The sequence below is a fragment of the Cognatundibacterium luofuense genome, from assembly GCF_018139685.1.
Taxonomy (GTDB): Bacteria; Pseudomonadota; Gammaproteobacteria; order Burkholderiales; family Burkholderiaceae_D; genus Undibacterium; species Undibacterium luofuense.
Genome location: NZ_JAGSPN010000015.1, coordinates 26,861 through 50,499 on the forward strand (window position 1 = coordinate 26,861; position 23,639 = coordinate 50,499).

Here is a 23,639-nt window from a genome sequence, read left to right on the forward strand (position 1 = left end):
ATTCCTTCCTCCACTCTTCTTCAGAATAGCTCCTGATATTTGCCATCAACGCGGCATCTCGCAGCGATGTGGTCTGGGTTTCGCAGACAATTTTATCGGGTAAGGGTCCCACGGGCAGTTGTTGTTGACTGTGCAGTTATCCGCATTCGCAAAAAATAAGATGCTCTGAAGGCCCGTACTTTCTCTGGTCATCCAGCCCGAGGGCTGTTTTTCTTATGCAGAAGTCCGCATTTTGCACAAAATTGGTGCAATTTTGGCCAGATCATGCGTTGCTTTCCTGTATTTCAGGAAAAGTGATGATCTCCTCTTAACTTCTGTGATTTCAAGTCTTGTCCGGCATCAAGTAATTTTCCTTGCCTAGCGGAATGCGAATCATTATCATTTTAATTCCGATAAATGGTCATTTTTTCTTTTCATGATGAAAACTCTCCGAATTTCAGTCCGGCCAGGCGCGCTGGCGGTCGCAATGCTTTGTCAGTCAGTAGCGATGGCGCAGGTGCAGAACCCGAATCCAACAGCCGACGAAACACAATCTGCGGCGCAGACGGTGGTGGTGACAGCAAGCCTGAAGGCGCAATCTCAGGCTGCCGCGCCTGCTTTTATCACCGTACTGAAAGCGGAGGATCTTACCCGCAGCAGTTATCACAGCCTTGCTGATCTGTTGCGCGAAACAGCGGGTGTCGTCAATCTGACTGATGGCAGTGGACGTGAAGAAATTCAGATTCGCGGTTTGTCCGGAAAATACACTTTATTGCTGGTGAATGGTCGTCGTGTGTCGTCATCCGGCGCTTTGTGGCGCGGCGGGGACTTTGATCTCAGCGCTTTCCCGCTCAACAGTATTCAGCGCGTTGAAGTGGTGCGCGGGCCGATGGCGGCTTTGTATGGTTCCGATGCGATGGGCGGTGTCGTGAATATCATCACCAAAACACCGGGGCCGGAATGGCAAAACGCCGTCAGTGCCGAAGTCAGAAAAGTCACGAAAGGCGAGCAGGGTGATTTATGGCGTCTCGGTTTCAGCGGCAGTGGTGCGCTGAATGATAAGCTCGGTTTAACCGTGATCGCAGAAATGCAGGATCGTCAGCCCTGGTATGTAACCACCGCCACAGACAACAATCGTGCACCGGGACTGGAAGAAAAGCAGGCGCTGAATTTACACAGCTTACTGCGCTGGACACTGACTGAGTCGCAAAGTCTGGAATTCACTGCTTCTCACAACCGTGATAAGCGTCCTTACGGTTTATATGATGTGAGTTTTTATCCTGCCTACAATTTCACATCGCGCGATTACCGCGAACAGAAAATTTCCCGAAATACAGCAGGCGTCACGCATCTGGCCGACTGGGGCTGGCTGAACACCAGTGCCAGTATCAGTCGCGAAGAAGCGAGTGTGGATGACTACAACAGCCGCTATAACAAACCACAGCAGCGAACAGAAAAAGAAATGAACACGCTTGTGAATCTGCTCGCCAACAGTCGCTGGCAACAGCATGAGTTCAGCGCCGGTGCGGACTGGCGTGAGCAGGTGATTAAAGATCCGGCGACCTATCTGCAAACCGGTAAGGTATCAACCCGTAACAGTGCAGTGTTTTTGCAGGATGAAGTGCAAATCGCGCAGGGCTGGCGACTCAGTCTGGCCGGACGCTATGACCATGCCAGCACTTTCGGAAATCATTTTTCGCCGAAACTGTATCTGGTTGCAAAACCGGTAAGTGGTCTGACGATCAAAGGCGGCATCAGTGAAGCCTTCAAAGCGCCTGACCCGTATCAACTGAGTCCCGAGTACAGTGTGGTCAGTTGCGGAGGTCGCTGCATGCTGACCGGTAATCCGCTGCTGAAACCCGAAACCAGCCGTAACAGTGAACTGGGCTTTGTGCTGAATGGTCAGCATTGGGAATTGTCTGCCGTTGTATTTCAGAACCGGATTCAGGACATGATTATTGCGTATTACGATGCCGCTGCTGCCAAACGCCGCTGGGTGAACATCGAGCAAGCCAAAACACGCGGTCTGGAGCTGGAAGGCAAATGGCGCTTAGCGCCGGCACTGGAAGTACGCGGCAATTACACCCGTCTGATCGCAGACGGAACCGATTATTCCGGCAAAACCACTACGCTGGAAGGACGACCTGACCATATGCTGCATCTGAATCTGCTGTGGCAAATCAATGCGCCGCTGAGTGCCAGCGTCGCTGCTCACTACACTGGTCGTCAGGTCTATGAGTCGCAGCAACTCGGCGGCTATACACGCTTCGATACCGGTCTGCAGTATCGTTACAGTAAAGCATTGCAGTTCCGTGGCGGCATCAGAAATATTGGCAATATCCGTCCGGATGAAAAGAATTCCGCTTATCCCGGTACTGAACTGGCACACAGTGTGTATGCCGGTATGAACTGGCAATTCTGAGCATTACTGAAGCAATGCGCTGAAGCCTTGTGCTTTCCGCTGTTCTGATCTTCCTTTTTTAAAGGTACGGCATTCTCAGCGCAGAATGCCGTTTTTCTTATGAAGTATATGCAAATACTTTTTCTGATTCTGACGGTCGCCGGCTGTTGCGTGCTGTACTTGTCACACCGGCAGCAATGTTTGCTGCCAACCGCTTTATCTTCAGTGACTGGCTGGACTGTTTATCTCATATTGCAACTGACCGCGAGCCTGATTGCGTTGCGTGTATGGGATGTGCTGACGATGGTATTCGCGTGGCTGCTGATCAGCATGTGCAGTTTTTCGCTGTTGCCATTCTTGCGCTTACTGCGAGCGGAGTCACCGAAATGATCAACATGACTTCCGTTTCACCGCGAAACACCGGTAAATCGCATAAAACCTTTAAAGCCCACTGGTTTCTGAAAACCAGCGCCGGACTAATCGCCGGTTTCTGGCTGGCATTGGGTGTGACAGGCTGTTTTGCCTGGGGCGGCCCCGGTCATATTGATACACCGGACCGCGTGCAATTCTTAATGTGGATGATCACACCGGTATGGCTGGTGATCATGGCAACGGTATATTTCTTCCGTTCGGGCTGGCATGCCTGGGGCGTATTGCTGGCGCTGAATCTGGTCGCATGGGGCGGCTTGCATTTGTTACGCGGAGGCATCTGATGAAGATTCGCAGCGATATCCTGAAAACCTACCTTAGTATTCATACCTGGACAGGCATTCTGGCGGGATTATTATTATTTATCGGTTTTTTCGCCGGTGCACTGACAGTCTTCAAAGAACCATTGCAGCAATGGAGCACGCCACCCTCAGAACACATGACATTTATTCCGCCTGAGCAGGCGGACAGCTTGCTGAATCAGGTATTAAGTCGCTATCCGGAGGCAGCACCAAATTTGTTGTTAACACTGGATGCCGGTTCCGGATCATCCGCACCTGTCAGCTGGTCCGGACATGCGCCGACGCATGAAGTCGATGTTAATGCCCGCTACCACTACGCAAGTCTGGATACGAATGGTGATTTGCTTGTCCGCGAACAAGCGCCGGGCTTACTGGCAGAGCTTATCGATTTATTACACCGGACTGGCGGCATACCCGGAGAAATTGCTGACGAATACGCCGGTGCTTACATCATGGGTATCGCCGGAGGCATGTATTTTCTGGCACTGGTATCCGGACTGATTGTTTTTCTGCCGGTACTTGTCAAAGATTTATTTGCTCTGCGTCCCGGGAAAAATCTTAAGCGTTTCTGGCAGGATGCACATAATTTACTGGGTGTATTCAGTTTGCCATTTCATCTGATTATCAGTCTGACGGTGGTGGTATTCGCATTCCACGACTTGTTTTACGGCAGTCTCGGTAAATTTATTTATGGAGAACACAAGATGTTCACACCGCCGCCAAAAGTAAAACATCAGACGATAAACCTGCAGCCGGTGACGCATTTGATTGCGAAAGCAAAATCCGTTGCGCCCGAATTCCGTGTGACTGAACTGCGCTATATGCGTTTAGGAAAACCGGGAGCAGTGGTACGGCTGGCGATGGAAAATCCTGCTTATGTTGTGCGCGGTGCTCACGCGGCTTATTTGGTACTGAATCCTTATACTGGTGAGGTAGTGAATGAACGAATGTTGCCGGGGCGCGGCAATGTTTGGAACAGCATGGTGGATCCGCTGTTTTCTGTGCATTTTGCCAGTTATGGCGGCACGCTGATGCGCTGGGTTTATCTGCTGGCGGGGATCAGTGGTGCGATATTGTTTTATACCGGAAATCTTCTCTGGATAGAAAAGCGACGCAAACAGGCAAACCCACGTCAGGCAGAACCGGTCACTGTTGCTCAAAGACGCTCCGTACGCATCATGGGTGGATTGACGGTAGGCATTGCTCTTGGCAGCGTTGCCGGAGTCGGTGTGTGCATGCTGGCGTCGAAATGGCTGCTGGCAATGAACGCAGAGCGTAATGCCTGGTATTTTCCGGTGTATTACATCAGTTTTTCTGCCTGTGTACTGACAGCATTACGTCTTGGTGCATCGCGTGCAGCTTATTGGCTCACTGCTGCCTGCGCAGTCATTGCTGCAGCAATTCCGCTGACTAGTCTTACGGGCTATCTGTTTCCTCAAAGTGGTCTATGGGTATATGCAGAGCTCAGTATCGTATCTGTTGATGTGACAGCTGCGATCACTGCGACAGGGTTTTGCTGGATCGCCATGAAAACCCGCCAGCGTGCTCAGTATGGTCAGATGTGCAGCGTGTGGTCTGCGATGTAATTTGTCTAAGCAGGAATCATTTTCTGAACCGGAGCGGCCTTTTCGCCGCTCCTTTTATTTTATGTATTGCGAATCTGTATATGTATTGGCTTGTGCATCTTTCGATTTGGTTTTTTCCACATACCGGTGCATAGATGTGTCACACGGTAACGAATACTGCCGCTTTGTTCGTAGCATCGAAGATTATATTTTTTACCTAAACATCGTCTGAGTAAGGACTTTTCTGATCAGAAGTACAAAAAGTTTTTTGTAAAAATAGTTATTCAGGTATTAGCTGAGCTTTGTTTGAGCCAAAGTTATAAGATTGTACGCACTTGAAAACTGAAACATTTTTCTTATAAAATCTGGCTCCGTCTGGCGAGAAGGCTTTTATTTAAAGCATCTGACAACATTTCACTCTGTTAATTGATTTGCTTTCTAAGTATTTTTAGTATGTATCTTGCAATTAGTTGCTAGTTGTAAAAAAAGGATTAAAAGCTACAATTAATTTGATTTACAAACGTTTTATTGTTTTAGTTATCATTAAATTGCGTAATTAACAGAGATTTTTACCAAAATGTTACATGATTTCACAATCTAAACCGGGTTTTGTGCCAGAATAAGCATGTGTAACTGGACATCATCCGGATAAATAAGATTTTTATTCGCTGATGTATAACAGATAATATTTTGAGAATCCGCACTGTCAGTGCCGGAATTCAGGAGAAGAGAGGTCATCATGGCTGTTAAATTTACTGAAGAAGAAATCAATCAATATGTTGGCGAGCAACTGCGCCAGTTCCGTAAAGAAAAAAGTCTGAGTCAGATTGAAATTGCCGAAATGCTGGGCATTCGTCAGGCATACTGCAGCAGCTATGAAATCGGTAACCGTGCTATTGGTATCGGTACACTGGTTCGTCTGGCAGATTTTTACGGTAAAGAACTGACCGATTTCCTGCCTAAAACCCGTCGCGACGTAGCAAAAATGCAAGCGCAGCGTCCGCAACAACCAGAGCGTGACATTCTGACCGATCTGGAAAAAGTCGGTAAATTCTTTGATGCGCTGGCGAAAAAACTGGATTGTCATCGCGATGCAGAACTGGCAGAAGCTATTGGTATCCATGCATCTGAATTGTCTATCCTGCGTCGCGGCTACCGTGTACCGGGTCAGAAATTGCTGGAACGCCTGAGCGCGGTTTCCGGTAAATCGATGAAAGTGACAACTTCTACTTTCGAACGCGTTTCTGAATAAGCGGTTTCGCATTCAGTCAGCAAAAAGCCCGGTTTTTCCGGGCTTTTTGTTTTTCTCAGATGATGACACGCGAATCATCAACGCGTTTTTTCCGGAACCCAGTCCCAGCCAGCCTTGCCGCGCTGCAGTATCTTATAGTAAGACGCATCTTCCATCCTCTGGCATTCGACATAAATTTCATCCGTGCCATCACCGTTCAGATCAACAAGGCTGTCGACTTCACAATATAAATTACCGCTTCCGCGCGCAAGTTTAAAGCTGCCATCGGCTTGTTGTTCTGCAATCATCACCAGAGCGGCGTAAAACGGATCATTGTTGTAATGCGCATCCGATGGAGAACTGAATGTCCACTGTCCAATCAGAAACTGTTGTCCGCTTTGATTCATATGACCGGAATACCAGTTTAGTTTCACATCACCCTGTTGTATGACGGATTCATTCTGGACCACTTTCAGTAAATTCTGTCGTTCTGATTTTGGCTGTTGTTGTATCCATTGCAGTGTTAATTTTTTTAACAGTGCTTTCTCCTGTGCATTCACTTCGCGTTTCGCTCGGTCAGGCGCCAGCGCATAGTTAGTCACCATCGAATGGATATCCTTACCATTAAAATTTTCCGGATCTGGTACTGCAGCATCCGGCAGGTAGCTGGCTAAAACAGCTTGAACGTCGCTGCTGTCGGATTTGAAAATCCGCATTTCTGTTCGTACCAGTCCGGTTCGGGTGTTGCCGGAATATGCCGGATAGTAGCGGTTTTCGGTGAAATATTCCGGTGTACCAACGGTTTTTCCGGTAATCATGGTGATTTTCTGATCACGGACTTCTGCGAACGGTTTTAACACACCACCATAATAATCGTAAATTTTCTTAACCGGTTCGTCACTGACTGGCTGGCGCTGCCGCACACCGGAAAGTATCGTTTGCAAACGTTTTGCCGTTGCCGGATCTGAACCCGGAATCAGGGTTTCAATAAAGGCCGGAATCTCAACCGACATGGGTTCCATCGCAAACGCACGCTCAGCGAATAAACGTTGTAAATGCGGATTGTTGCTGGCTTTTGCGGCTTTGAATAATTTTTTTGAATCAGGTTTTTCAGTATCAAGAACGCCGAGATCCAGCCAGCCTTCGATCAGATTGTCTACTGAACTGATTGGACTCCTGATATAGACCTTTGCCCAGTTGCGCTTATCTTTCTGAATAATTTCAGCGACATCAACGGCCGTGTTGACAGGCAGCAGCGCAATCACCGGTGCTTGCGCGCCGGCTTCACTGCGTAAATTCACCTGATGCGCAATTGTGTATCCGAAAGTGCTGGCTTCCGGAACACCGGCGTATCCCGTGTTGGGCACTGCAGTCAGCAAGGCAGTAGCGGAAATGGCAGCGATGAAAGGATGACGTATATTCATATAAACCGATTAAGTTTCTTACTTATGACGATGCAACCGGACCTGCAATCCAGTGACTACTGCCCCAGTTCTCTTCTCCAGCCAGCTGAAACAGTGATTCCATTAATAACTGCCGGACACATGCTACTGCTGGAGGTGTGCGCCGGACTGCAGACTGTCCTATGCCCAGTGTGCGTTGCAAACCAGCATCGCTGAGCGGTGCGCCGCAAAGTGTTTTTTGTCGCATTTCTTCATAAAACGCAATCGGTGGAAGTATCGTCCAGCCATGCCCGGCACGGACCAGCGCTTTCTGGATATCCAGTGCATTGGTTTCAGCAATAATGTTTAAGGATAACTGACTGGCCGCAGCAAGGTGATCAACCAGATTACGGATACCATGTGTCGGTGCCGGTAGTATCAGCGGTTTATCGCTGAGTGCACGCAGCGGTACCGGTTGATCCGATTGCAGAGCGGCCTCCGGCGTGGCGACGACCCATAATTGTTCTTCCAGCACCGGTGTCAGATGCAGCAAGGCGGACGGATGCGGGTAATACAGCAGTGCAAGATCCGTTTCACCCTGCTCCAGCCAGGATTGCATATGTCCGGCGTAACCCACCAGAAACTGCAGGCGGATACCCGGATATTTCTCGGCACAACGGCTGACCAGCGTACATGCCAAGCGTTCAGCAGTACTCGGCAGCAAACCGACCGATACTTTTCCCTGAATTGCCTGGTGGCCGGGGCGAATTTCACTGCGCGCCCGCTCCAGTTCCTGCAATACGCGGCGCGCATAGGCAGCCAGAATTTCGCCGTCGGGCGTCAGTTGCATTCCCATACGATGACGTTCAAATAACATCGCGCCGACATCGTCTTCCAACAGTTTTAACTGACGGGAAACAGCGGGCTGCACGATATTCAGCATTTCTGCTGCCTTGGTCATACTGCCGGTATCTGCAATGGCGAGCAATGCTTTCAGTTGTCGGAAATCCATACGTCCTATCGAGAAATCTGATTGATCTCATCAATTTATACTATTTGATCATCACTGATATAGCAATTTATGATGGTGATCATGAAATTTGCGGTCTCCGATCATGAAATCTGACAATCCTGCTGCTACGCCTGTTGCCGAAATTCCGGCAAACCCATCCGCCGACAATTCACATTTTCTTACTGGGATCCTGACAAAATGGGAGATGCTCATGCGTGCTGGTCCTGGAACCGGTCGCAGCGAGTACAAGCTCGGAATTACGCTGGCTTTACTGGCAGCGCTTGGTTTTTCAATGAAAGCCGTGTTCGTAAAGCTCGCCTATGAGACTGCAAAGGTGGATGCGATTACGCTGCTGACTTTGCGTATGGGATTATCCCTTCCGATTTTTTTACTGATGAGCCGTGGTGCATTTTCTTCATTACGTCAGTTGAGTCGGGCAGATCAGTTGCGTATTCTTTTTCTCGGGATGATCGGCTATTACGGCTCCAGTCTTTTGGATTTTATGGGGCTGGCCTATATCTCTGCAGGTCTTGAACGTCTGATTCTCTTTACCTATCCCTCAATCACCGTTTTGCTGGGTGTAATGTTTATGGGAAAAAAGCTTGAGAAACGGATTTTGCTGGCCTTGCTGTTGTCGTACGCTGGTATTGCACTGGGTTTTCTGCATGACGCTTCTGTCACGTCCGATAAAATTGCTCTGCTCACGGGTAGCGGACTGGTGCTTGGTTGTGCGGTGTTTTATGCGATCTACAGTGCCGGTTCTGAAAGTGTTATCCGGAAACTCGGTGCGGCGCGATTTACGGCGCTGGCACTGACGGTAACTTCACTGACAACATTTGCGCATTTTCTGATTGCACGACCGGTCAGCGCTCTGAATTTGCCGTGGCAAGTGTATGGCTATAGCAGTGCGATGGCGATTTTTTCGACCGTACTGCCTATTTTCTGGCAGGCGTCGGCGGTGCGTTATATCGGTGCAGAAAGGGCAGTTCTGGTCGCAACACTGGGGCCGATGCTGACGATTTTGCTGAGCTGGCTGACGCTGGGTGAACCGGTTTCTGTTGCACAGCTTGCCGGGACTGTGCTGGTCGTTGGAGGGGTGATGCTGGTTGGCAAGTCGAAATCAAAATAAGTAAATAGGTTTTTTAAGTATTTATTTAAATACTTAAATTAAGTAGCGGAACGGTTTGTTGCTTATTGATAATTTATAATTATGCAACAGCACGAATCCCGATCACATCTCCTTGTGCAGACTGCAGGGTTTCCAGTACGCGCTGATGCGCGATCAGTAAATCATTTTGCTGCTTCTTTGCTGCCTGTTGAACATGCTCTGTTGCCAGAGCAATAAAATTAACACGATAATCCGCGCTGGAATCTGAAAAAAACCCATCCTGTACCTGACTTTCCGGAGATCCCCGCGTCAGTTGCTGAAATTCACTTGCCTGTTCGTCACTAAGGCGTCCGCTGCGCACCTGTAACTGCACCCAGTCAGTCAGTTCACGTCTGCTCATTTGTGTGAAATCAGCCTGCTTCAACACAATACCGTTTTCTTTCGGAATGGTTTGAGGTTGCAGCGCTTTTTCTGTACGCGCGCCGAGCTGGGTATAGGCGGCCAGCAGCGTGGGATGATTTCCCTGTTTTAAGCTGGAAAGACTGGATTCAATTTGCATGACGTCGAACGCAATACGGATCAGTATGAACGCTGTATTGTGTCGTCCCTGTACTCTTTTACATCAGCGGAAAAGAGGGCTGTTACTGCGCTAATTCCGGTTTCCGATGAAAATCATTTCTCCTGAAGCAATCTTTGACATTTCGCACAAAAACAAACGCAGTCTGTTTGCTAATATGAACGCGTCTCTCACTTGTCCATACTGGCATGGCAACGGTGGTTCGGGTTCATTTGCCGAGTACAGGTTTCCGGCACACCTCCTCCACAAGACACCCATGTTGTAAATCCGTTTGATAAGAACGGGGTTACACGTTTCTTACGTTGCATTTCCGGTAAGACCGTATTCGTTTTGTCAAAAAAGGAATTTTAATGAGCCTGCAATCTGCTGGAAATCTGAGCACTGTTGATACTATTCCAAGCACTTTCCTTCATCTGCTGAATACGCCTTTACCGCTGGCTTTCATTGACGGTGATGCACGTATTCTTGCCGTAAATGTACCACTGGCAGATTTACTGAATTGCGAGGCGTCTGAATGTGCGGGCAAACTTCTGGTCGAATCAGGCATTAAAGTGAGCCCTGATGCCTGGAATATCGCGCAATTCGCTGAAGCTGTGCGTTCTGGCCAGCCCTTCACGACCACGATTGAAATTTCCTCACAACCTGTGCGCTGGTTGCAACTGCAATGCACTCCGGTGACAGCAGATGGCATGCTGAACAGGCAGGTAATGGTCACGGCGACCGATGTGACGGCAACACATTTACAGTTATCTGAGTTGCAATCAGTACGACATGCCATTGATAAATCCAGGGCTGTGATTGAATTTGATCTCAAAGGTTATGTAGTCAATGCCAATGAGCAATTCCTGCAAATTTTCGGGTATCAGCTTGATGAAATCAAAGGACGCCATCACCGCATATTCTGCGATCCGGCTGAAGCGGCAAGTGCCGATTATCTGGCATTCTGGGAGCGCTTGCGTATGGGCGACTTTCAGGCAGGACAATATTGCCGCATTAGCAAAGAAGGGAAAGAGGTCTGGATTCAGGCAACCTACAATCCCATCATGGGTTCAGATGGTAAACCTTACAAAATTATGAAGTTTGCGTCGGATATTTCTCAGGAAAGACTACTGCAGACTGAAACCCGTGGGAAGATGGAAGCGCTGAACCGTTCTCAGGCAATCATCGAGTTTGATTTGGAAGGCAATATTCTGCATGCAAATAGCAACTTCCTGCGCTCGCTCGGCTATACCGAAGCGGAAGTGAGTGGCAAACATCACAGTATGTTTTGTGAGGAGCAGTACGTACACAGCGCGGATTACCGTAACTTCTGGGCGGATTTAGGGGAAGGAAAGTTCAAATCTGATCGCTATAAACGATTAGCAAAACACGGTGCTGAAGTCTGGATTCAGGCGACCTATAACCCGATTTTAGACCGTCACGGACGTGCTTATAAGATTGTGAAATTCGCGGTTGATGTGACTGAACAAGTGGAACTGGAGGAGGCGATTCACGAAAAAATCCGCGACATGATCGGTGTGTTGCAAAACCTGACGCGATCGATTGAAAGTATTGCTTCCAGCTCACACTCTTCGAGTTCGCTTGCACAGAAAACGCAGAGTGGTGCAGCGGAAGGCAGCGTGTTACTGGCGAAAACCCGGGAAGCAATTGTCGCGATCGAAAATTCGTCGGTCTCTATTCAAAACATTACGCGCACCATCAGCGATATTTCTAATCAGACCCATTTGCTGGCATTCAATGCAGCGATTGAGGCGGCGCGTGCAGGCGAACACGGTCTGGGATTTTCAGTGGTGGCAGATGAGGTTCGTAAGCTGGCAGAAAAATCTGCGGTCGCAGCGCAGGAAATCAGCACGCTGATTAATCAAGCCGTTGATCGCGTTAAGGACGGCAGCCGCCTGTCGGAAGACGTGCAATCACAATTCTCAACGATTGTTGAACTGGTACAAAACACTTCGTCTTCAATTCTGGCGATTTCAGATGCAACGACCGATCAGGTATCTGCAACCGAGCAAGTGTCCGGATTGTTGCATGATCTGAAAACACTGGTTTCTCGCTAAGCGGGGTCTGCAATGCAAGGTGCTGAACTGCATCAGGAGCAGGTTTCTCATATCGGATGGGTAAGTATCGGTGGCTTTCAGTTTGCCATTGCCGTTGCACATCTGTACCGCGCCATACAATTTTCGCAACCGCTGATATCTGTGCCGCGCAGGCTGGGGCCGGTTGCAGGCTTGCTCGATACCGGCGAGGGGACTTTGCCCGTTGTGGATTTACGTTTATGGCTGAATCTGGAAAATAGCAAGCCGGAACAGGAAGCTGTCACGCCGGAAGCGGGAACTGTTGTTTTGCATTTGCGTGATGGACAGCGGCAAATCGGCATTCTGGTATCGCGCGTCAACGGCATACAAGCGTTGCCGGACGGCGCATTAAAGCGCATTCACCATCAATCTGATGACGAGGAAATATTTGATCAGATTGTGCAATGGGATGCTTTACCGCAAGCCTTGCCCCTACTGGAGTCGGGCAAGCTGATGGCCTTATTGCAAATCTGGCTGGAGGAGTCTGAGCATCTGACACAGAATGATCAGGTTCAGCAGCAACAGCAGCAAAGCCAGCGCAAAGGGATGATTCTGGCAGCAGGACAAAAGCAGATTTGGCTTGATGCGCAATACGTCAGGGAACTGATTCCGGCACAGCAGATTCTGGGTGCGCAGGCGCAGAGTTTGCATAACTGGTCAGTGTTGCGATGGCGTGGCTTACCCGTTCCCTTGGTTTCAGGCTTTGCCAGCGCAGATGCACGCCGCAGTGGATATGTGGCGATTGTCGGACTGGAAAGCGGGGAAACGCTGGGCATTCTGGCCGATCAGTTGTTGCGTCTCAGTGACTGGCAAACCTCCGGCACGCTGGATGATGTTGGTGATGAGGGCAGTACGGATGCTGAGCTTTTCCCGGAAGTGATGCTGGATAAGGAGCAAGAGCCGGTATTTTTACTGGAGTTGCCGGAGCTGTTCCGACGCCATCCTGAAGCAATGCTGGCAAAAGCTGCAGGAACTGCTGCTACGACCAGTACTCAAAACACGGCGCGGCGTAACCGTGTGCCTTACATCATTTTCGATGCCGACGGCGTTTTTGCCATTGGCGCAGACCGCATACAGGAAATTGTCGCGGTGAACCAGACGCCGACAGAAGATGGCATTGAATGGCGCGGACGCTGGATTCCTTTTGTTCCTCTGGCCGACTGGTATCCTTTGCCGCAAAACGGTAGTGGCCAAATAGAGAAACTGGCGATTTTATCCGGTAGCGGCGATCAGATCACAGCCTACGGGATTCACTCGCTGCGCATGATGGTGCCTGCAGGGCGCGGGAAATTTCATGTCTGGCCCGGCAAGGCAGAGCAGGAACAGATTCTGGAAATTCCGGTGAATGGCAGTTACACCATGGCGACCGTGGTGAACTGGTCGCAGTGCTGACTGATGACTTGTCCGTTGTTGCTCTGTACGCACAGAACCTGAAGATATTGCAGATTTCCGTCAACGCCTAAGGCGGGATAGTCCGAAAGGCGGATGGCCGGTGACAAACACATGCTGGCGGTAGTTTATGATGGTGATCTTTTTATCACACAATAAACACCATGTCCGTCCGTGCGCATTTGCTTCTGAAACTGGTTTTGTTGCTGCCTTGTCTGAGTTTGCACAACAGTGCTAATGCTGCCCGTGCCAGTCTGCAGTACAACGGCTTCTATGTGACATCACCGGTTCTCAGTGATGGTTCCTATTATTGTGAATACCTGCGTTTTTATCCGGACGGTGCGGCAATCAGTGTTTCATCTGAATGCGGAGCAGTTGCCCGTCGTACAATCAACCGCTGGTTTCACAGAGATAAATCAGGCAACCCGCCGGAAAATGTCAGCAGTGGTCAGTTCGGGATCAGCGGCAATCATTTGAATTTCCGTTCACGACTGAAAGACGGAGAAGTGATTTACTGGGGGAAAATTCGCCAGCGCAGCCTGCGCATGCACAGCCTGTCACGCATCACCGGATACCGCGACTTCGTAACTTACCGTTTTTACCCTTACGCAGAACCGGAAAACCTTCGCGAATAAGCAAGCGCACAGCGTACGCACCCTGCGTTTGTTGCTGAAAAAATTTTGCTGACTATGCAGCTATCCGCATCACACGTTTCCGGACAGCCGCACTTTCTGCCGACGACCGCCGGATTGCTGTGCTGAACACCGCATTTGAGGCTGAAAGTGCCGGATTTCGCGTATCCGGCAGCTCAGGTTCGCACGCTCACTTGTCCTGTTGATGCATTGCATCCTCTTACTCTTTGGTCAGTGCAATCACTGCAGGCAATTTCGCCGCTTTTGCGGCAGGGATAATGGCTGAGATCAGTGCAATGATGACTGATATGCAAACTGCGCCGGCAACGGCCCAGACAGGAATCGACGTTTGCATTGCATCAGGGAGAAAAATAATAATCAGATTGCCGAGTAGCCACCCGAGAATGCTGCCAGCGCAGGCACCGGCCACCGCAAGCATTGCTGCTTCCAGAAAAAACTGAAGCCGAATCAGACGCTGGCTCGCGCCCAGCGCCTTGAATAAGCCGATTTCGCGGGTTCTTTCATTTACTGAGACCAGCATCATATTCATGATACTGATGCCGCTGACAAACAATGAAATCGAGATAATCGCGTAAAACACACGGGAAATCATATTCTGGATTTCGGCTGCTGATTCGCGGATCTGATCAGCCGTTTCTATCCGGAAATCCTCTGCTTCGCCATCCGGCGTGCGTAGCGAGTGATGTAGCAGCAGACGTATGCGTTGCATGGCCTCAGACATTCTGCCGGAACTTTTTACCCGCATGCCAAAGCTGTAGGCAGGGCGGCTCTTACTGAATTCCTGAGCAACTGCAAAAGAAACGTAGGCGTCTGCAATTTGCAGGCCCATCGGTGTCTCGTTAAGTTTGGCTGGCACCACGCCAATGACCGTGAACGCCGTACTGCCCAGAAAAACAATGCTGCCACAAGCGTTTTCCGGAAGGTTTAGTCTGGTTTTCAGTGCCTCACTGATGACGACAACACGGGCACGGCTTACTTCATCCGAAGCGTTGATAAAGCGGCCTTGCAGCGGAAATAAACGATACAACTCTGGCTGTGATTCTGAGACAGCAAGCACAGAGACACTGGCGTTTTCATCACCAAAGCTGATTTGTGAAAAATGACTGCTGCTGCTCGCAGTCACATCGCGCAGGAGATCGGTCTGTGACGCCAGTATCTGCCATTCCTTCGTTGTCAGCAGGTTGCTTCTGGCCGTACCTTTCATATAGTTTGTACTGATCAGCAGAATATCAGGCCCCATATTCGCCAGCAGGCGGTTGATGCTTTGCGTCATGCCTTGTAAAACAGTAGCAACGCAAATGATGCCCGCGACGGAAATAATAATGCCGAAGATGGTCAGAAAGCTGCGCATCGGAAAGGCGCGGATTTGTTGGGAAGCGTGCAGTAGTAAATCTTTGAAGGTCATCTCGTACAATCTCATTCACTGGCCAACGCCAGTACCGGATCCAGACGCGCCGCACGCGATGCGGGCCATAAGCCTGTCAGTACCCCTGTCAGTATCGAAATAACGATTGCGGTAATGACGGGTAAAACAGGTATGCTGAGCGGAGTCGGATCTTTGGAAATCAGGGAAACAACGACGGCGGCGATACCGATGCCGGCGGCAACACCGGTGATTGCACCGACACAGGCGATACCGGTTGCCTCAATCAAAAACATCAGTCGAATTTGTGCAGTAGTGGCACCAACTGCCCGTAGCAAGCCGATTTCGCTGATCCGCTGGCTTACTGCGACCAGCATGACATTCATAATGCCGACCGCGCTGATCAGAAATGAAATTGACACCAGTAAAATAGCGGACAGCGCCACATAGTTCAGCATTTCGTCGCGAGTGACGCGCATTTCTGATTCACGCTGTAACGTGAAATTATCATCTTCGTCCGGCGCAAGGCGTTGCGTGCTGCGTAATATGTTTCGGATTTGTCCCAACACTGCATTCACGCGTGACTCATTTGTAAGAACGAAACTGAAGTGCCATGGCCCGTTTGCCAGACCACTATCTTCAGCAACGCTGACCGGAATATAGATGTCATCAATATGCGCGCCTTTTCGGGATTCAAATACGCCGACAATAATAAATTCGTGCCTTGCGACATGTATGCGTGTGCCGAGTGGATATTCGGGTAATTCCAGCTCTTTCATTGCATTAGTGCTGATTACACATACTCTTAAATGCTGTTGTTCGTCGTTGCTACTGATAAACCGGCCTTGCAACAATGAAAGTTTCATCAGGTCCGCAAAGGCTGGAGTCGCCGTGGAAATGTTCAGGGCTGCATGCACACGTCCAAATCTGGCTTGCATTTCCTGCGCGCTTTCAAAACGATAAGCGATGTTTTGCGTAGCACTCAGATGTTCTACCCCGGTCACCTGCGTTTGCAGGGCATCTTTTTCCCGCCTGCCAAGCTGTTTTTCGCCCCAACCCGGACGAATTCTGATCAGTTCTTTACCGAGTGCATTCAACTGTGCATCGACTACTGCATTCATGGATTCGATCACGGAATACAGTGTGACCACGCTGGCGATAGTAATAAAAATGCCCGATGCAGTCAGGAAGCTTCGTCCCAGGTGAGCACGGACTTGTCCGAAGGCGTAAGCAAATAAATCAATCGTACGCATCAGAGGTCTCCGGCCAGCACAGCTGACGGAAAAAAGAAGCAGCGCGACATTATTGTTTGCGGACCTTAGTGACGGATGCGCCGTCTTTCAGTGTTTCCAGATAGGCCGCCGGGCCGGTAATGATTTCGTCGCCAGCTTTAAGACCTTTGCGCACTTCCTGTTTGAACTCGTCCGCATATCCCAGTTCCAGCAACACTTTGACAGCCTGGGCATTTTTGACCTGCCATACATAGTATCTGCGCTTTTGCTGATCGAATTTGACAACTGAATTATCCGATTCCACACGCAATGCCGTCAGCGGTATCAGCACGGCATTACGTTGCGCGGCCTCCGTTAATGCAACGTCACAGCTCATACCAGAAATGAAATCGGGATGCGTACGATCCAGCATAATTTGTACTGCAACGGTTTTGAGTGACTTTGCATCAGCGCCTGTCTTTCCTTCGCCGCTAGTGGTTCTGGCAATGTTATAGACCTTACCGGTGAACACTTCATTCGGAATTGCACGGGTCGTGATGTTCGCAGTCTGGTTCAGGCGGATACGTCCGATATCAAATTCTGCAATCTGTGTTTCTACGATGATGCTGTTCGGATCGGCAACCGTCATCAGACTGGATCCGGCCATACTGATTGAACTGGCAACCGCCGTTTCGCCAACTTTAATTTGCGAACTAATCACAAGGCCATCAATCGGTGAGCGAATCTCAGTACGTTCCAGCGTTTTTTGTCGTAGCGCGACGACGCTTTTAGCCTGAAGAATCGATTTTTCTGCGTAATCTGCTTGGAGGCTGGCAGCCTGTGCTGCCTGGCGGTATGGTTCATATGCTTCGGCTCTGACAAGTCCTGCATCCATCAGCAATTTTTGCCGTTCAGCCTCCCGTTGTCGCATTGCCGCTTCTGTCTTTATGCGCTGCCATTCAATCGTCGCCTGTGCAACCTGTACTTGCGCCTGATTCAGCTCTGCCTTCGCCGCAGAATCATCCAGCTTGATTAACAGTTGTCCGGTTTTGACGGGCTGACCTTCATTGACGTAAATCTGACTGACTTTTGCAATGATTTCCGGTGATAACTTTGCCTGTGTTTTATAGGTCATCATGCCTGAAGTAAAAAACGCACTTTGTATTGCACCTGTACCGACTTTTTCAACTTCCGCCATCACTTCGGGTTGGGTTCGTTTGTAATAGACAATAGCAACTGGTATTGAGATACAAGTGATTGCGATCAGAGTGATGAGTTTTTTCTTATTCATAAACAGGCTGAATGTTCCGGTGCGATCGGATGATGGTGTTGTTATAGACAGGATTACCGTAGTGCCCACTGGACTTAAGCAGGCACAGTTTGCGTTGTTCTGCTGCTGTCGCTGATAATTTTTCCGTCCGACAAACGAATCTGGCGCTGGCAATGCGCTGCGATCTGGTTGTCATGTGTGACGATAATGATGGTCTGTCCTTCGGCATGCAAAGCATCGAACAGTCCCATGACTTCTGTGCCGGTGCCGGTATCCAGATTACCTGTCGGTTCATCGGCTAGCAAAATTGCAGGTTCGCCGCACAATGCTCTTGCAATAGCTACCCTCTGCCTTTGACCACCCGAAAGTTGATTCGGTAAATGTCCCAGACGATTGCCCAGTCCGACGCGCTCCAGTGCAAATGCGGCACGCTGCTTGCGTTCGGCGGGTGGAATACCGCGAAAAATCAGCGGTTGCATGACGTTTTGTAAGGCCGTGGCGCGTGGCAGTAAATGGAAATTCTGGAAGATAAAGCCGATCTCGCGGTTGCGTGTGGCAGACATCACGGTATCGGGCAGATGCGCGACGTCTCGTCCTTGCAGGAAATACTGACCACTGCTCGGGATATCAAGACAACCGAGAATATTCATCATCGTCGATTTACCGGAACCGGACGCACCGACAAATGCGAGATATTCATTTTTCTGAATGCTCAGATCCACCTGATCCAGTGCATGGATCACCTCGTTACCCATATGGTAGGTTTTCGAAATTTGACAAAGTCGAATGACTGGCTGGCTATCGGAGGGCATGAATGACCACGTATTGTGCAAAAAAGTTACATTTATTAATAGAAAACAGCGCAACAAGATAGCAGAAATTTAATCGAAATTATTCAGATGAATATTTCCTTCCGGGAAATGTCATGTTTGGCGTGGCGAAATTACGACGATACCTGCAATGGCAAATACATCCGGTAACCTGCCGGCGAACATGCTTATGACATTCGGGCGATGCCGCCGCTGTTCCTCTACTGATTGCCATTTTTCGTGTGGTTTGTTGTTTTAATAAAAAAATGCCCGTTTTTGACGGCGCCTGTCTGAAGCTGTGCAGAGACTTATGCAAAAATCGCAAATTCCATCTCATGACTTTTCTATTTATATGAAATTACTTGTTTCAATGGTACTGGCGCTTACCGGCGTTACCGCTATCGCTGCAGAACCGGCTTATACCTGCAATACAGACAGGGGATGTAAAGAAGAGAGCGGGCCGGAGTACGCGCTGGGACGTGGTGCGAAGATTACTCTGCCGGAAGGCTGGCGTTTTTATACCTATCCGACTGCGCCGATTCCTGAAATGGCAGGATTGCGCGAAATCCGTGCGGTTCGGAATGGTCAGGTGATTGCGATTACCCCGATGCCGAAGCCGGAACAACTGGTGGCATCAGAAAGCCAGATATGCAGCTGGATTTCTGAGGGAGCAAAACAGTATGTTGCGAAATCGGAGGAAAAAGCCGTGACACCAGTCGCATTTTCTCAGAATGGTGTGGTTGGATGCTATGTCACGTTCACATCGGCCAACCCCGGCGAAAAACCGTTTGCAGTGCTGGCAAATCGTCGTCATGCCAGTGTGGCCAGTTTCGCGATTGTGCATCCTAAAGTGATTTTTTCTGTCAGCGCCGTATCAGAAACTGCACCGGACGATGATTACCGCGCTGCGCTGGAAGCCATAAAACACATTCAGTAAGTTTCCTTGCTGCACGGATGATGCAGCATTGCGGTTGCTTACTTAGTTATGCACTGGCTCACCCCCGCCAGTGCAGACTGATGCCTATGGTACGCGGACGGATTACGGCAATCCGCCGTGTATCCGGTAAATCAGCAGAGATGGCGACCGGTAAGCCGGTTGCGCCCTGACGGTTGAACAAATTATCCACGAACACTTGCGCACTCCAGCCTTTGCCGCGATCCGGTTCCTGTAATCCCAGCATCAGGCGGGTCAGCTGATAACTGCCGCGCTGGTAAAACGGGCTGTTGCGGTCATACAGAAAATTCGCAGAACCTGTGTAGCTGTGGTCGAGCCGCACAAACGCCGGACGTTGCCAGACACTGAAACCCCGGTATTCTGCACCGAGCGCCATGGTCCATTCCGGTACATCCGGAATCCGGTCGCCGCGTTTGGCCGGGGTGCCGGGAACATCGTTGTTCAGGCGGGCGCGGGTGTGGTTCAGCGTCAGATTCCATTGCCATTGCGGGGCAGGGCGGTAGGCCAGCTCCAGTTCCAAACCTTTGCTGGTGGCGGAGCCGAAATTGGCCGTCAGATTAAAACCGCATTGCAGCACGATTTGCTGCTGAATATCCTGCCAGTTCATTTGGTAAGCCGTCGCGTTCAGTGTGAATCTGCGCTGATCCCAGCTGGTTTTGCTGCCGATTTCATAATTCCACACGCTGTCCGGTGAGAATTTTCTTAAGGCATCATTGTTCAGATTCAGGCTGCGTACTTCATTGCCGCAGGTTGCTTCCGGTGCCGGGTTATTCGGGCCGCCTGCACGATAGCCTTTTGAAGCGGTGACAAACCAGAGCTGATCCGGCGTCGCTTGCCAGCTCAGATTCAGCTTGGGATTAATTCCGTGATCTGCGGCATCGCCGGTGACACCAGAAGGCTTGCCGCCGACAAATTCACCATCTACTTGTTGCGCAAAGCTTTGATGGATGCGGAAGGCGCGCAAACCGGCTCTTGCGCTCCAGTTGTTGCTGAACTGGTAGCTGGCTTCACCGAACAGCGCGGTTTCTGCAGTTGTCGCCAGACGCGAACCTTTAAAAAAACTTTGGTAAGCGGTGCCGAACGCTGCGTTGTAGCCATCTGTCACTGGAATTTGCGATGCCAGCGGCGCATTCACATGATGATAATAAGCACCGCCGACGAATTGCCACGGGCCTTGCCAGTCGCTGGTAAAACGGAATTCCTGGGTGAATTCGCGGTTCGTATAGTTACCTGTCATGACCACCGGATAAATCCGCGTTTGCGGCGGTGAGAAGAAAGCATTGATGACGCGCGACGCATCTTCATCGATGGTCACGCTGCGGTAGTAGTAAGAAGTCGAAGACAATAATTCAAATTGTTCAAATTGTTTACGGATATCAATACTGGCAATCGCTGAAATCTGCGTGCCTGGCTCTGCTACCAGGCGGGTTTGTACCGGATTGCTGATGCTGCCCGGTGGCGCATCAACCTGGAACGGCGCGCCGGTAACGGTTCTTTGGTGCAGCGCTGTTGCGGTGATACTGAGGCCGTCCGGCAGCCACCAGCGCAGGCTGGATTTAATGCCAGTGGTTTTTTCGGTGTTGGCTTTACTGCTCTGCATGTTGTCAGGCAGCGCCAGCAAGTTGTCCGGATTAATCGTAACGCGGCGAATAAATCCATCCTGCCAGCGATAAAACAGTGCAACCCTCGCTGCCAGCGTGTCTTCGATCAGCGGAAGATTGGTGACAGCACTCAACTGTGTATTCCATCCGCCGCTTTCAGTATGGCTGACCGACTGGCGGTAATCCCATTCGCTGCGGTTAGGCAAAGGCATTTTGCTGATGTAGCGTACCGTGCCGCCCATCGAGCTGGAACCGTACAGGCTGCCTTGTGGCCCGCGTAACACCTCTACCCGCTGAATATCCAGCATGGCCGGATCAAGTACGCCGCGTAAAGACAGCAAAGAGGCATTGCTGGCCGCAGCCACCGGTGTGTTATCGAGGTAATAGCCAACAGTACCGGCACTTCCGGCACTGGACGCAATACCGCGCATGATCAGAATATTTTGCCCCGGGCCGGAGGAGACGACATTCAGACCGGGAACCAGCCGGGCGACATCAGAAACTGTTTGTATACCGCTGTTTTGTAATTGTTCTGCGGTAATTGCACTGACGCTGATGGCGCTGCGTTGCAGGGTTTCTTCGCGTTTTTGCGCAGAAATGACGACCGTATTGTCAGCCGCCTCTGACTTGCCGGCTGGTGTCTGCGCCATACTGAGCGGACTTATCAGAGACATCACGGAGCAAGTGCAGCAGGCAAACATTTTTTGCAGGGCAGTCATACCGGCCTCCGTTTCCACAGACCACGAATCAACAACAGGCAGATCACAGATCGGCTTAAGCAACGGAAAACCAGTCGCTCTTCATCGCTTGCAGTGTAGATGCTGAGCGCTGATTTTCCAGTGATATCCGCCATTGCCATCTGCTTTCACAACAGGCTTGTCAAACAGTGAATGTCATGCAAACTATGCAGCTATCCGCATTCTGCGTTTGCGGAGATCCGGACTTTCTGCCGACGACCGCCGGATTGCTGTGCTGAACGCCGCATTTGAAGCTTGGGAGCCCCGAATGCAGGTTTTTTCAGCGTCAAATGCAGGTCTCAGGTGAGTGCATTCGCTTTTTGTTACTCTGCGTTGTATCGTGATGGGACTGTTATCCAAGAATTCCCGTTCATGATGAAACCTGCTTTCCTTCCGTATCAGCCGGACACTGAGTTCTTTACCGGTGAATTGTGCTACATCACCGAGTTGTCTAATTCCGCTGCAGATGAAGCCATGTCCGTGGCGCTTGCGAGAGTCGCTCCCGGGGTCACCACGCGCTGGCACAGCCTGCGCGAAACCGCCGAGCGTTACCTGATTTTATCGGGGCAGGGTGTAGCGGAAATCGGTGACCAAGCACCGCGTACTGTCGGCCCGCAAGATGTGATTCTGATCCCCGCCGGATGCAGACAAAGAATTCGCAATACCGGCAGCGATGATCTGGTGTTCTACGCGATTTGCACCCCACGGTTTTTGGCAGAGAATTATCAGGATCTGGAAAATCCTGTGAGCGATTAGATTCCTTAAGAGGTCACGGTGATCGTGCCGGCAATCTGTTAACGCAAACGACGTACTGAAGCGTGTTTCCTGATGAATATTAATTTCTATGTTGATGCTTCAGTATAATGTTGTGCCTTTACTATATCCGGAGCGCACCATAATGAAATTCAGACTGTTCTTTGTTTTTCTGTTCACGGCATTATTAGCAGGCTGTTTGCATCAGCCATATATTTCTCAGGATGGACTGAAGGCTCCGTCGACCAATGTTAAACCAATCGAACTGACACAAGACGTATCGATTCCTACTCGTCTGGGTTTGAATTTCGATCTGGCGGTTCTCGTCACCAAAGGTGTTTATGTTCCGGTGCTGGAAGATGATGAAGGTATTTATTACAAAGGCCCGGACGATTGTGTTCAGGTGGTCACCGTCGTGGGTGGGAAAGTTGCCAACACCATGGATGGTGGCTTGTGGGTCCCTAAATCGAATGTAGCGTCGAAGCAATTAAAAATTTACTCGCATGAATTCTCCGGCAAGCAATATCGTACGCCGGTTCCGGTCGCGCAGGGTACTGCAGGTAAATCCGATGTGGCAGCGGCGACAATCAATACCGCCATGGTGACAGCACCTGCAGGCGCTTCACCGGTCGCTGCAGGTGCTACCGGTGGTGTTGTCGGTGGTTTGCTTGGTGCATTGATTGAAGATGCAAAAATTCGTAAGCGCATGGTTCTGATGACAGATGCGCTGCCGTATGTGGTGTTAGAGAAAGCACTGAAGAAAGAAGAGTGATTTCACAGAAATTGTTTTTATTCAGCACCAGTGTCTGACAATTGCTGCCGGATTGACCGTTTTTA

General features: G+C 50.1%; 19 protein-coding genes. 11 read left to right on the forward strand and 8 right to left on the reverse strand.

Going from position 1 to position 23,639, the window contains the following annotated elements; genetic code table 11:
• Positions 1 to 415: 415 nt before the first annotated feature.
• The 4 genes from KDM89_RS16795 (at position 416) to KDM89_RS16810 (ending at position 5,928) form a co-directional block, all read left to right on the forward strand.
• A complete protein-coding gene (locus KDM89_RS16795; RefSeq protein ID WP_212689079.1) occupies positions 416 to 2,401 on the forward strand; it encodes a TonB-dependent receptor plug domain-containing protein in 1,986 nt (661 codons plus the stop codon).
• Positions 2,402 to 2,547: 146 nt separating this feature from the next.
• Positions 2,548 to 3,093: a hypothetical protein gene (locus tag KDM89_RS16800; protein ID WP_212689080.1), complete on the forward strand. Its 546-nt coding sequence runs from the start codon at positions 2,548 to 2,550 to the stop codon at positions 3,091 to 3,093.
• Positions 3,093 to 4,697, forward strand: coding sequence for a PepSY-associated TM helix domain-containing protein (locus KDM89_RS16805; protein WP_212689081.1), 1,605 nt, complete (start codon positions 3,093 to 3,095; stop codon positions 4,695 to 4,697). Before KDM89_RS16800 ends, KDM89_RS16805 begins: the two co-directional genes overlap by 1 nt.
• A 718-nt stretch (positions 4,698 to 5,415) precedes the next feature.
• Positions 5,416 to 5,928 carry a helix-turn-helix domain-containing protein gene (locus KDM89_RS16810; protein WP_212689082.1) on the forward strand — a complete coding sequence of 171 codons (513 nt, stop codon included), beginning with the start codon at positions 5,416 to 5,418 and terminating at the stop codon, positions 5,926 to 5,928.
• A gap of 77 nt (positions 5,929 to 6,005) precedes the next feature.
• Here KDM89_RS16810 and KDM89_RS16815 read toward each other — a convergent pair whose 3' ends face one another.
• Both KDM89_RS16815 and KDM89_RS16820 read right to left on the reverse strand, forming a co-directional pair.
• Positions 6,006 to 7,331, reverse strand: a complete 1,326-nt coding sequence (locus KDM89_RS16815) for an SH3 domain-containing protein (protein WP_212689083.1) — start codon at positions 7,329 to 7,331, stop codon at positions 6,006 to 6,008.
• Between the two features lie 22 nt (positions 7,332 to 7,353).
• Complete coding sequence (locus KDM89_RS16820; RefSeq protein WP_212689084.1) at positions 7,354 to 8,301, reverse strand: LysR family transcriptional regulator; 948 nt, start codon at positions 8,299 to 8,301, stop codon at positions 7,354 to 7,356.
• A gap of 211 nt (positions 8,302 to 8,512) precedes the next feature.
• On the opposite strand from KDM89_RS16820, the gene KDM89_RS16825 reads away from it, so the two are divergent.
• Positions 8,513 to 9,430 (forward strand): DMT family transporter, encoded by a 918-nt coding sequence (locus KDM89_RS16825; protein ID WP_212689085.1) that lies wholly within the window; start codon positions 8,513 to 8,515, stop codon positions 9,428 to 9,430.
• A 79-nt stretch (positions 9,431 to 9,509) separates the two neighbouring features.
• Here the strand turns inward: KDM89_RS16825 and KDM89_RS16830 are convergent, their stop codons facing one another.
• Positions 9,510 to 9,968 (reverse strand): hypothetical protein, encoded by a 459-nt coding sequence (locus KDM89_RS16830; protein WP_212689086.1) that lies wholly within the window; start codon positions 9,966 to 9,968, stop codon positions 9,510 to 9,512.
• Positions 9,969 to 10,336: 368 nt separating this feature from the next.
• On the opposite strand from KDM89_RS16830, the gene KDM89_RS16835 reads away from it, so the two are divergent.
• The 3 genes from KDM89_RS16835 (at position 10,337) to KDM89_RS16845 (ending at position 14,085) form a co-directional block, all read left to right on the forward strand.
• Complete coding sequence (locus tag KDM89_RS16835; protein ID WP_212689087.1) at positions 10,337 to 12,043, forward strand: methyl-accepting chemotaxis protein; 1,707 nt, start codon at positions 10,337 to 10,339, stop codon at positions 12,041 to 12,043.
• Between the two features lie 12 nt (positions 12,044 to 12,055).
• Positions 12,056 to 13,453, forward strand: a complete 1,398-nt coding sequence (locus KDM89_RS16840) for a chemotaxis protein CheW (RefSeq protein WP_212689088.1) — start codon at positions 12,056 to 12,058, stop codon at positions 13,451 to 13,453.
• 161 nt (positions 13,454 to 13,614) lie between these two features.
• On the forward strand, positions 13,615 to 14,085 hold the full coding sequence (locus KDM89_RS16845) for a hypothetical protein (RefSeq protein ID WP_212689089.1): 471 nt from the start codon (positions 13,615 to 13,617) through the stop codon (positions 14,083 to 14,085).
• A gap of 217 nt (positions 14,086 to 14,302) precedes the next feature.
• On the opposite strand, the gene KDM89_RS16850 is transcribed toward KDM89_RS16845, so the two are convergent.
• From KDM89_RS16850 to KDM89_RS16865, 4 genes are all read right to left on the reverse strand, one after another.
• A complete protein-coding gene (locus KDM89_RS16850; RefSeq protein WP_212689090.1) occupies positions 14,303 to 15,508 on the reverse strand; it encodes an ABC transporter permease in 1,206 nt (401 codons plus the stop codon).
• An 11-nt stretch (positions 15,509 to 15,519) separates the two neighbouring features.
• Complete coding sequence (locus tag KDM89_RS16855; protein WP_212689091.1) at positions 15,520 to 16,719, reverse strand: ABC transporter permease; 1,200 nt, start codon at positions 16,717 to 16,719, stop codon at positions 15,520 to 15,522.
• 49 nt (positions 16,720 to 16,768) lie between these two features.
• Positions 16,769 to 17,968 (reverse strand): efflux RND transporter periplasmic adaptor subunit, encoded by a 1,200-nt coding sequence (locus KDM89_RS16860; protein WP_212689092.1) that lies wholly within the window; start codon positions 17,966 to 17,968, stop codon positions 16,769 to 16,771.
• Between the two features lie 74 nt (positions 17,969 to 18,042).
• Entirely contained in the window at positions 18,043 to 18,702 is a 660-nt protein-coding gene (locus KDM89_RS16865) for an ABC transporter ATP-binding protein (protein WP_230427932.1), read from the reverse strand.
• A gap of 406 nt (positions 18,703 to 19,108) precedes the next feature.
• On the opposite strand from KDM89_RS16865, the gene KDM89_RS16870 reads away from it, so the two are divergent.
• Positions 19,109 to 19,693, forward strand: coding sequence for a hypothetical protein (locus tag KDM89_RS16870; protein WP_212689094.1), 585 nt, complete (start codon positions 19,109 to 19,111; stop codon positions 19,691 to 19,693).
• Between the two features lie 58 nt (positions 19,694 to 19,751).
• Here the strand turns inward: KDM89_RS16870 and KDM89_RS16875 are convergent, their stop codons facing one another.
• The gene (locus KDM89_RS16875) at positions 19,752 to 22,031 is read right to left on the reverse strand and encodes a TonB-dependent receptor (RefSeq protein ID WP_212689095.1); all 2,280 of its coding nucleotides are present in this window, start codon (positions 22,029 to 22,031) and stop codon (positions 19,752 to 19,754) included.
• Positions 22,032 to 22,421: 390 nt separating this feature from the next.
• Between KDM89_RS16875 and KDM89_RS16880 the strand changes: the two genes are divergently transcribed.
• Positions 22,422 to 22,805 carry a cupin domain-containing protein gene (locus KDM89_RS16880; protein ID WP_212689096.1) on the forward strand — a complete coding sequence of 128 codons (384 nt, stop codon included), beginning with the start codon at positions 22,422 to 22,424 and terminating at the stop codon, positions 22,803 to 22,805.
• A 142-nt stretch (positions 22,806 to 22,947) separates the two neighbouring features.
• Positions 22,948 to 23,574, forward strand: coding sequence for a hypothetical protein (locus tag KDM89_RS16885; RefSeq protein WP_212689097.1), 627 nt, complete (start codon positions 22,948 to 22,950; stop codon positions 23,572 to 23,574).
• The last annotated feature ends 65 nt before the right edge of the window (positions 23,575 to 23,639 follow it).

What these genes read in the sequence shown, in the direction of transcription:
- KDM89_RS16855 (WP_212689091.1), bottom strand. Translation starts at nt 16,719, where the DNA reads ATGCGTACGATTGATTTATTTGCTTACGCCTTCGGACAAGTCCGTGCT.
- KDM89_RS16875 (WP_212689095.1), bottom strand. Translation starts at nt 22,031, where the DNA reads ATGACTGCCCTGCAAAAAATGTTTGCCTGCTGCACTTGCTCCGTGATG.
- KDM89_RS16795 (WP_212689079.1), top strand. Translation starts at nt 416, where the DNA reads ATGATGAAAACTCTCCGAATTTCAGTCCGGCCAGGCGCGCTGGCGGTC.
- KDM89_RS16885 (WP_212689097.1), top strand. Translation starts at nt 22,948, where the DNA reads ATGAAATTCAGACTGTTCTTTGTTTTTCTGTTCACGGCATTATTAGCA.
- KDM89_RS16830 (WP_212689086.1), bottom strand. Translation starts at nt 9,968, where the DNA reads ATGCAAATTGAATCCAGTCTTTCCAGCTTAAAACAGGGAAATCATCCC.
- KDM89_RS16860 (WP_212689092.1), bottom strand. Translation starts at nt 17,968, where the DNA reads ATGAATAAGAAAAAACTCATCACTCTGATCGCAATCACTTGTATCTCA.
- KDM89_RS16880 (WP_212689096.1), top strand. Translation starts at nt 22,422, where the DNA reads ATGATGAAACCTGCTTTCCTTCCGTATCAGCCGGACACTGAGTTCTTT.
- KDM89_RS16835 (WP_212689087.1), top strand. Translation starts at nt 10,337, where the DNA reads ATGAGCCTGCAATCTGCTGGAAATCTGAGCACTGTTGATACTATTCCA.
- KDM89_RS16865 (WP_230427932.1), bottom strand. Translation starts at nt 18,702, where the DNA reads ATGGGTAACGAGGTGATCCATGCACTGGATCAGGTGGATCTGAGCATT.
- KDM89_RS16810 (WP_212689082.1), top strand. Translation starts at nt 5,416, where the DNA reads ATGGCTGTTAAATTTACTGAAGAAGAAATCAATCAATATGTTGGCGAG.
- KDM89_RS16825 (WP_212689085.1), top strand. Translation starts at nt 8,513, where the DNA reads ATGCGTGCTGGTCCTGGAACCGGTCGCAGCGAGTACAAGCTCGGAATT.
- KDM89_RS16840 (WP_212689088.1), top strand. Translation starts at nt 12,056, where the DNA reads ATGCAAGGTGCTGAACTGCATCAGGAGCAGGTTTCTCATATCGGATGG.
- KDM89_RS16850 (WP_212689090.1), bottom strand. Translation starts at nt 15,508, where the DNA reads ATGACCTTCAAAGATTTACTACTGCACGCTTCCCAACAAATCCGCGCC.
- KDM89_RS16805 (WP_212689081.1), top strand. Translation starts at nt 3,093, where the DNA reads ATGAAGATTCGCAGCGATATCCTGAAAACCTACCTTAGTATTCATACC.
- KDM89_RS16820 (WP_212689084.1), bottom strand. Translation starts at nt 8,301, where the DNA reads ATGGATTTCCGACAACTGAAAGCATTGCTCGCCATTGCAGATACCGGC.
- KDM89_RS16845 (WP_212689089.1), top strand. Translation starts at nt 13,615, where the DNA reads ATGTCCGTCCGTGCGCATTTGCTTCTGAAACTGGTTTTGTTGCTGCCT.
- KDM89_RS16815 (WP_212689083.1), bottom strand. Translation starts at nt 7,331, where the DNA reads ATGAATATACGTCATCCTTTCATCGCTGCCATTTCCGCTACTGCCTTG.
- KDM89_RS16870 (WP_212689094.1), top strand. Translation starts at nt 19,109, where the DNA reads ATGAAATTACTTGTTTCAATGGTACTGGCGCTTACCGGCGTTACCGCT.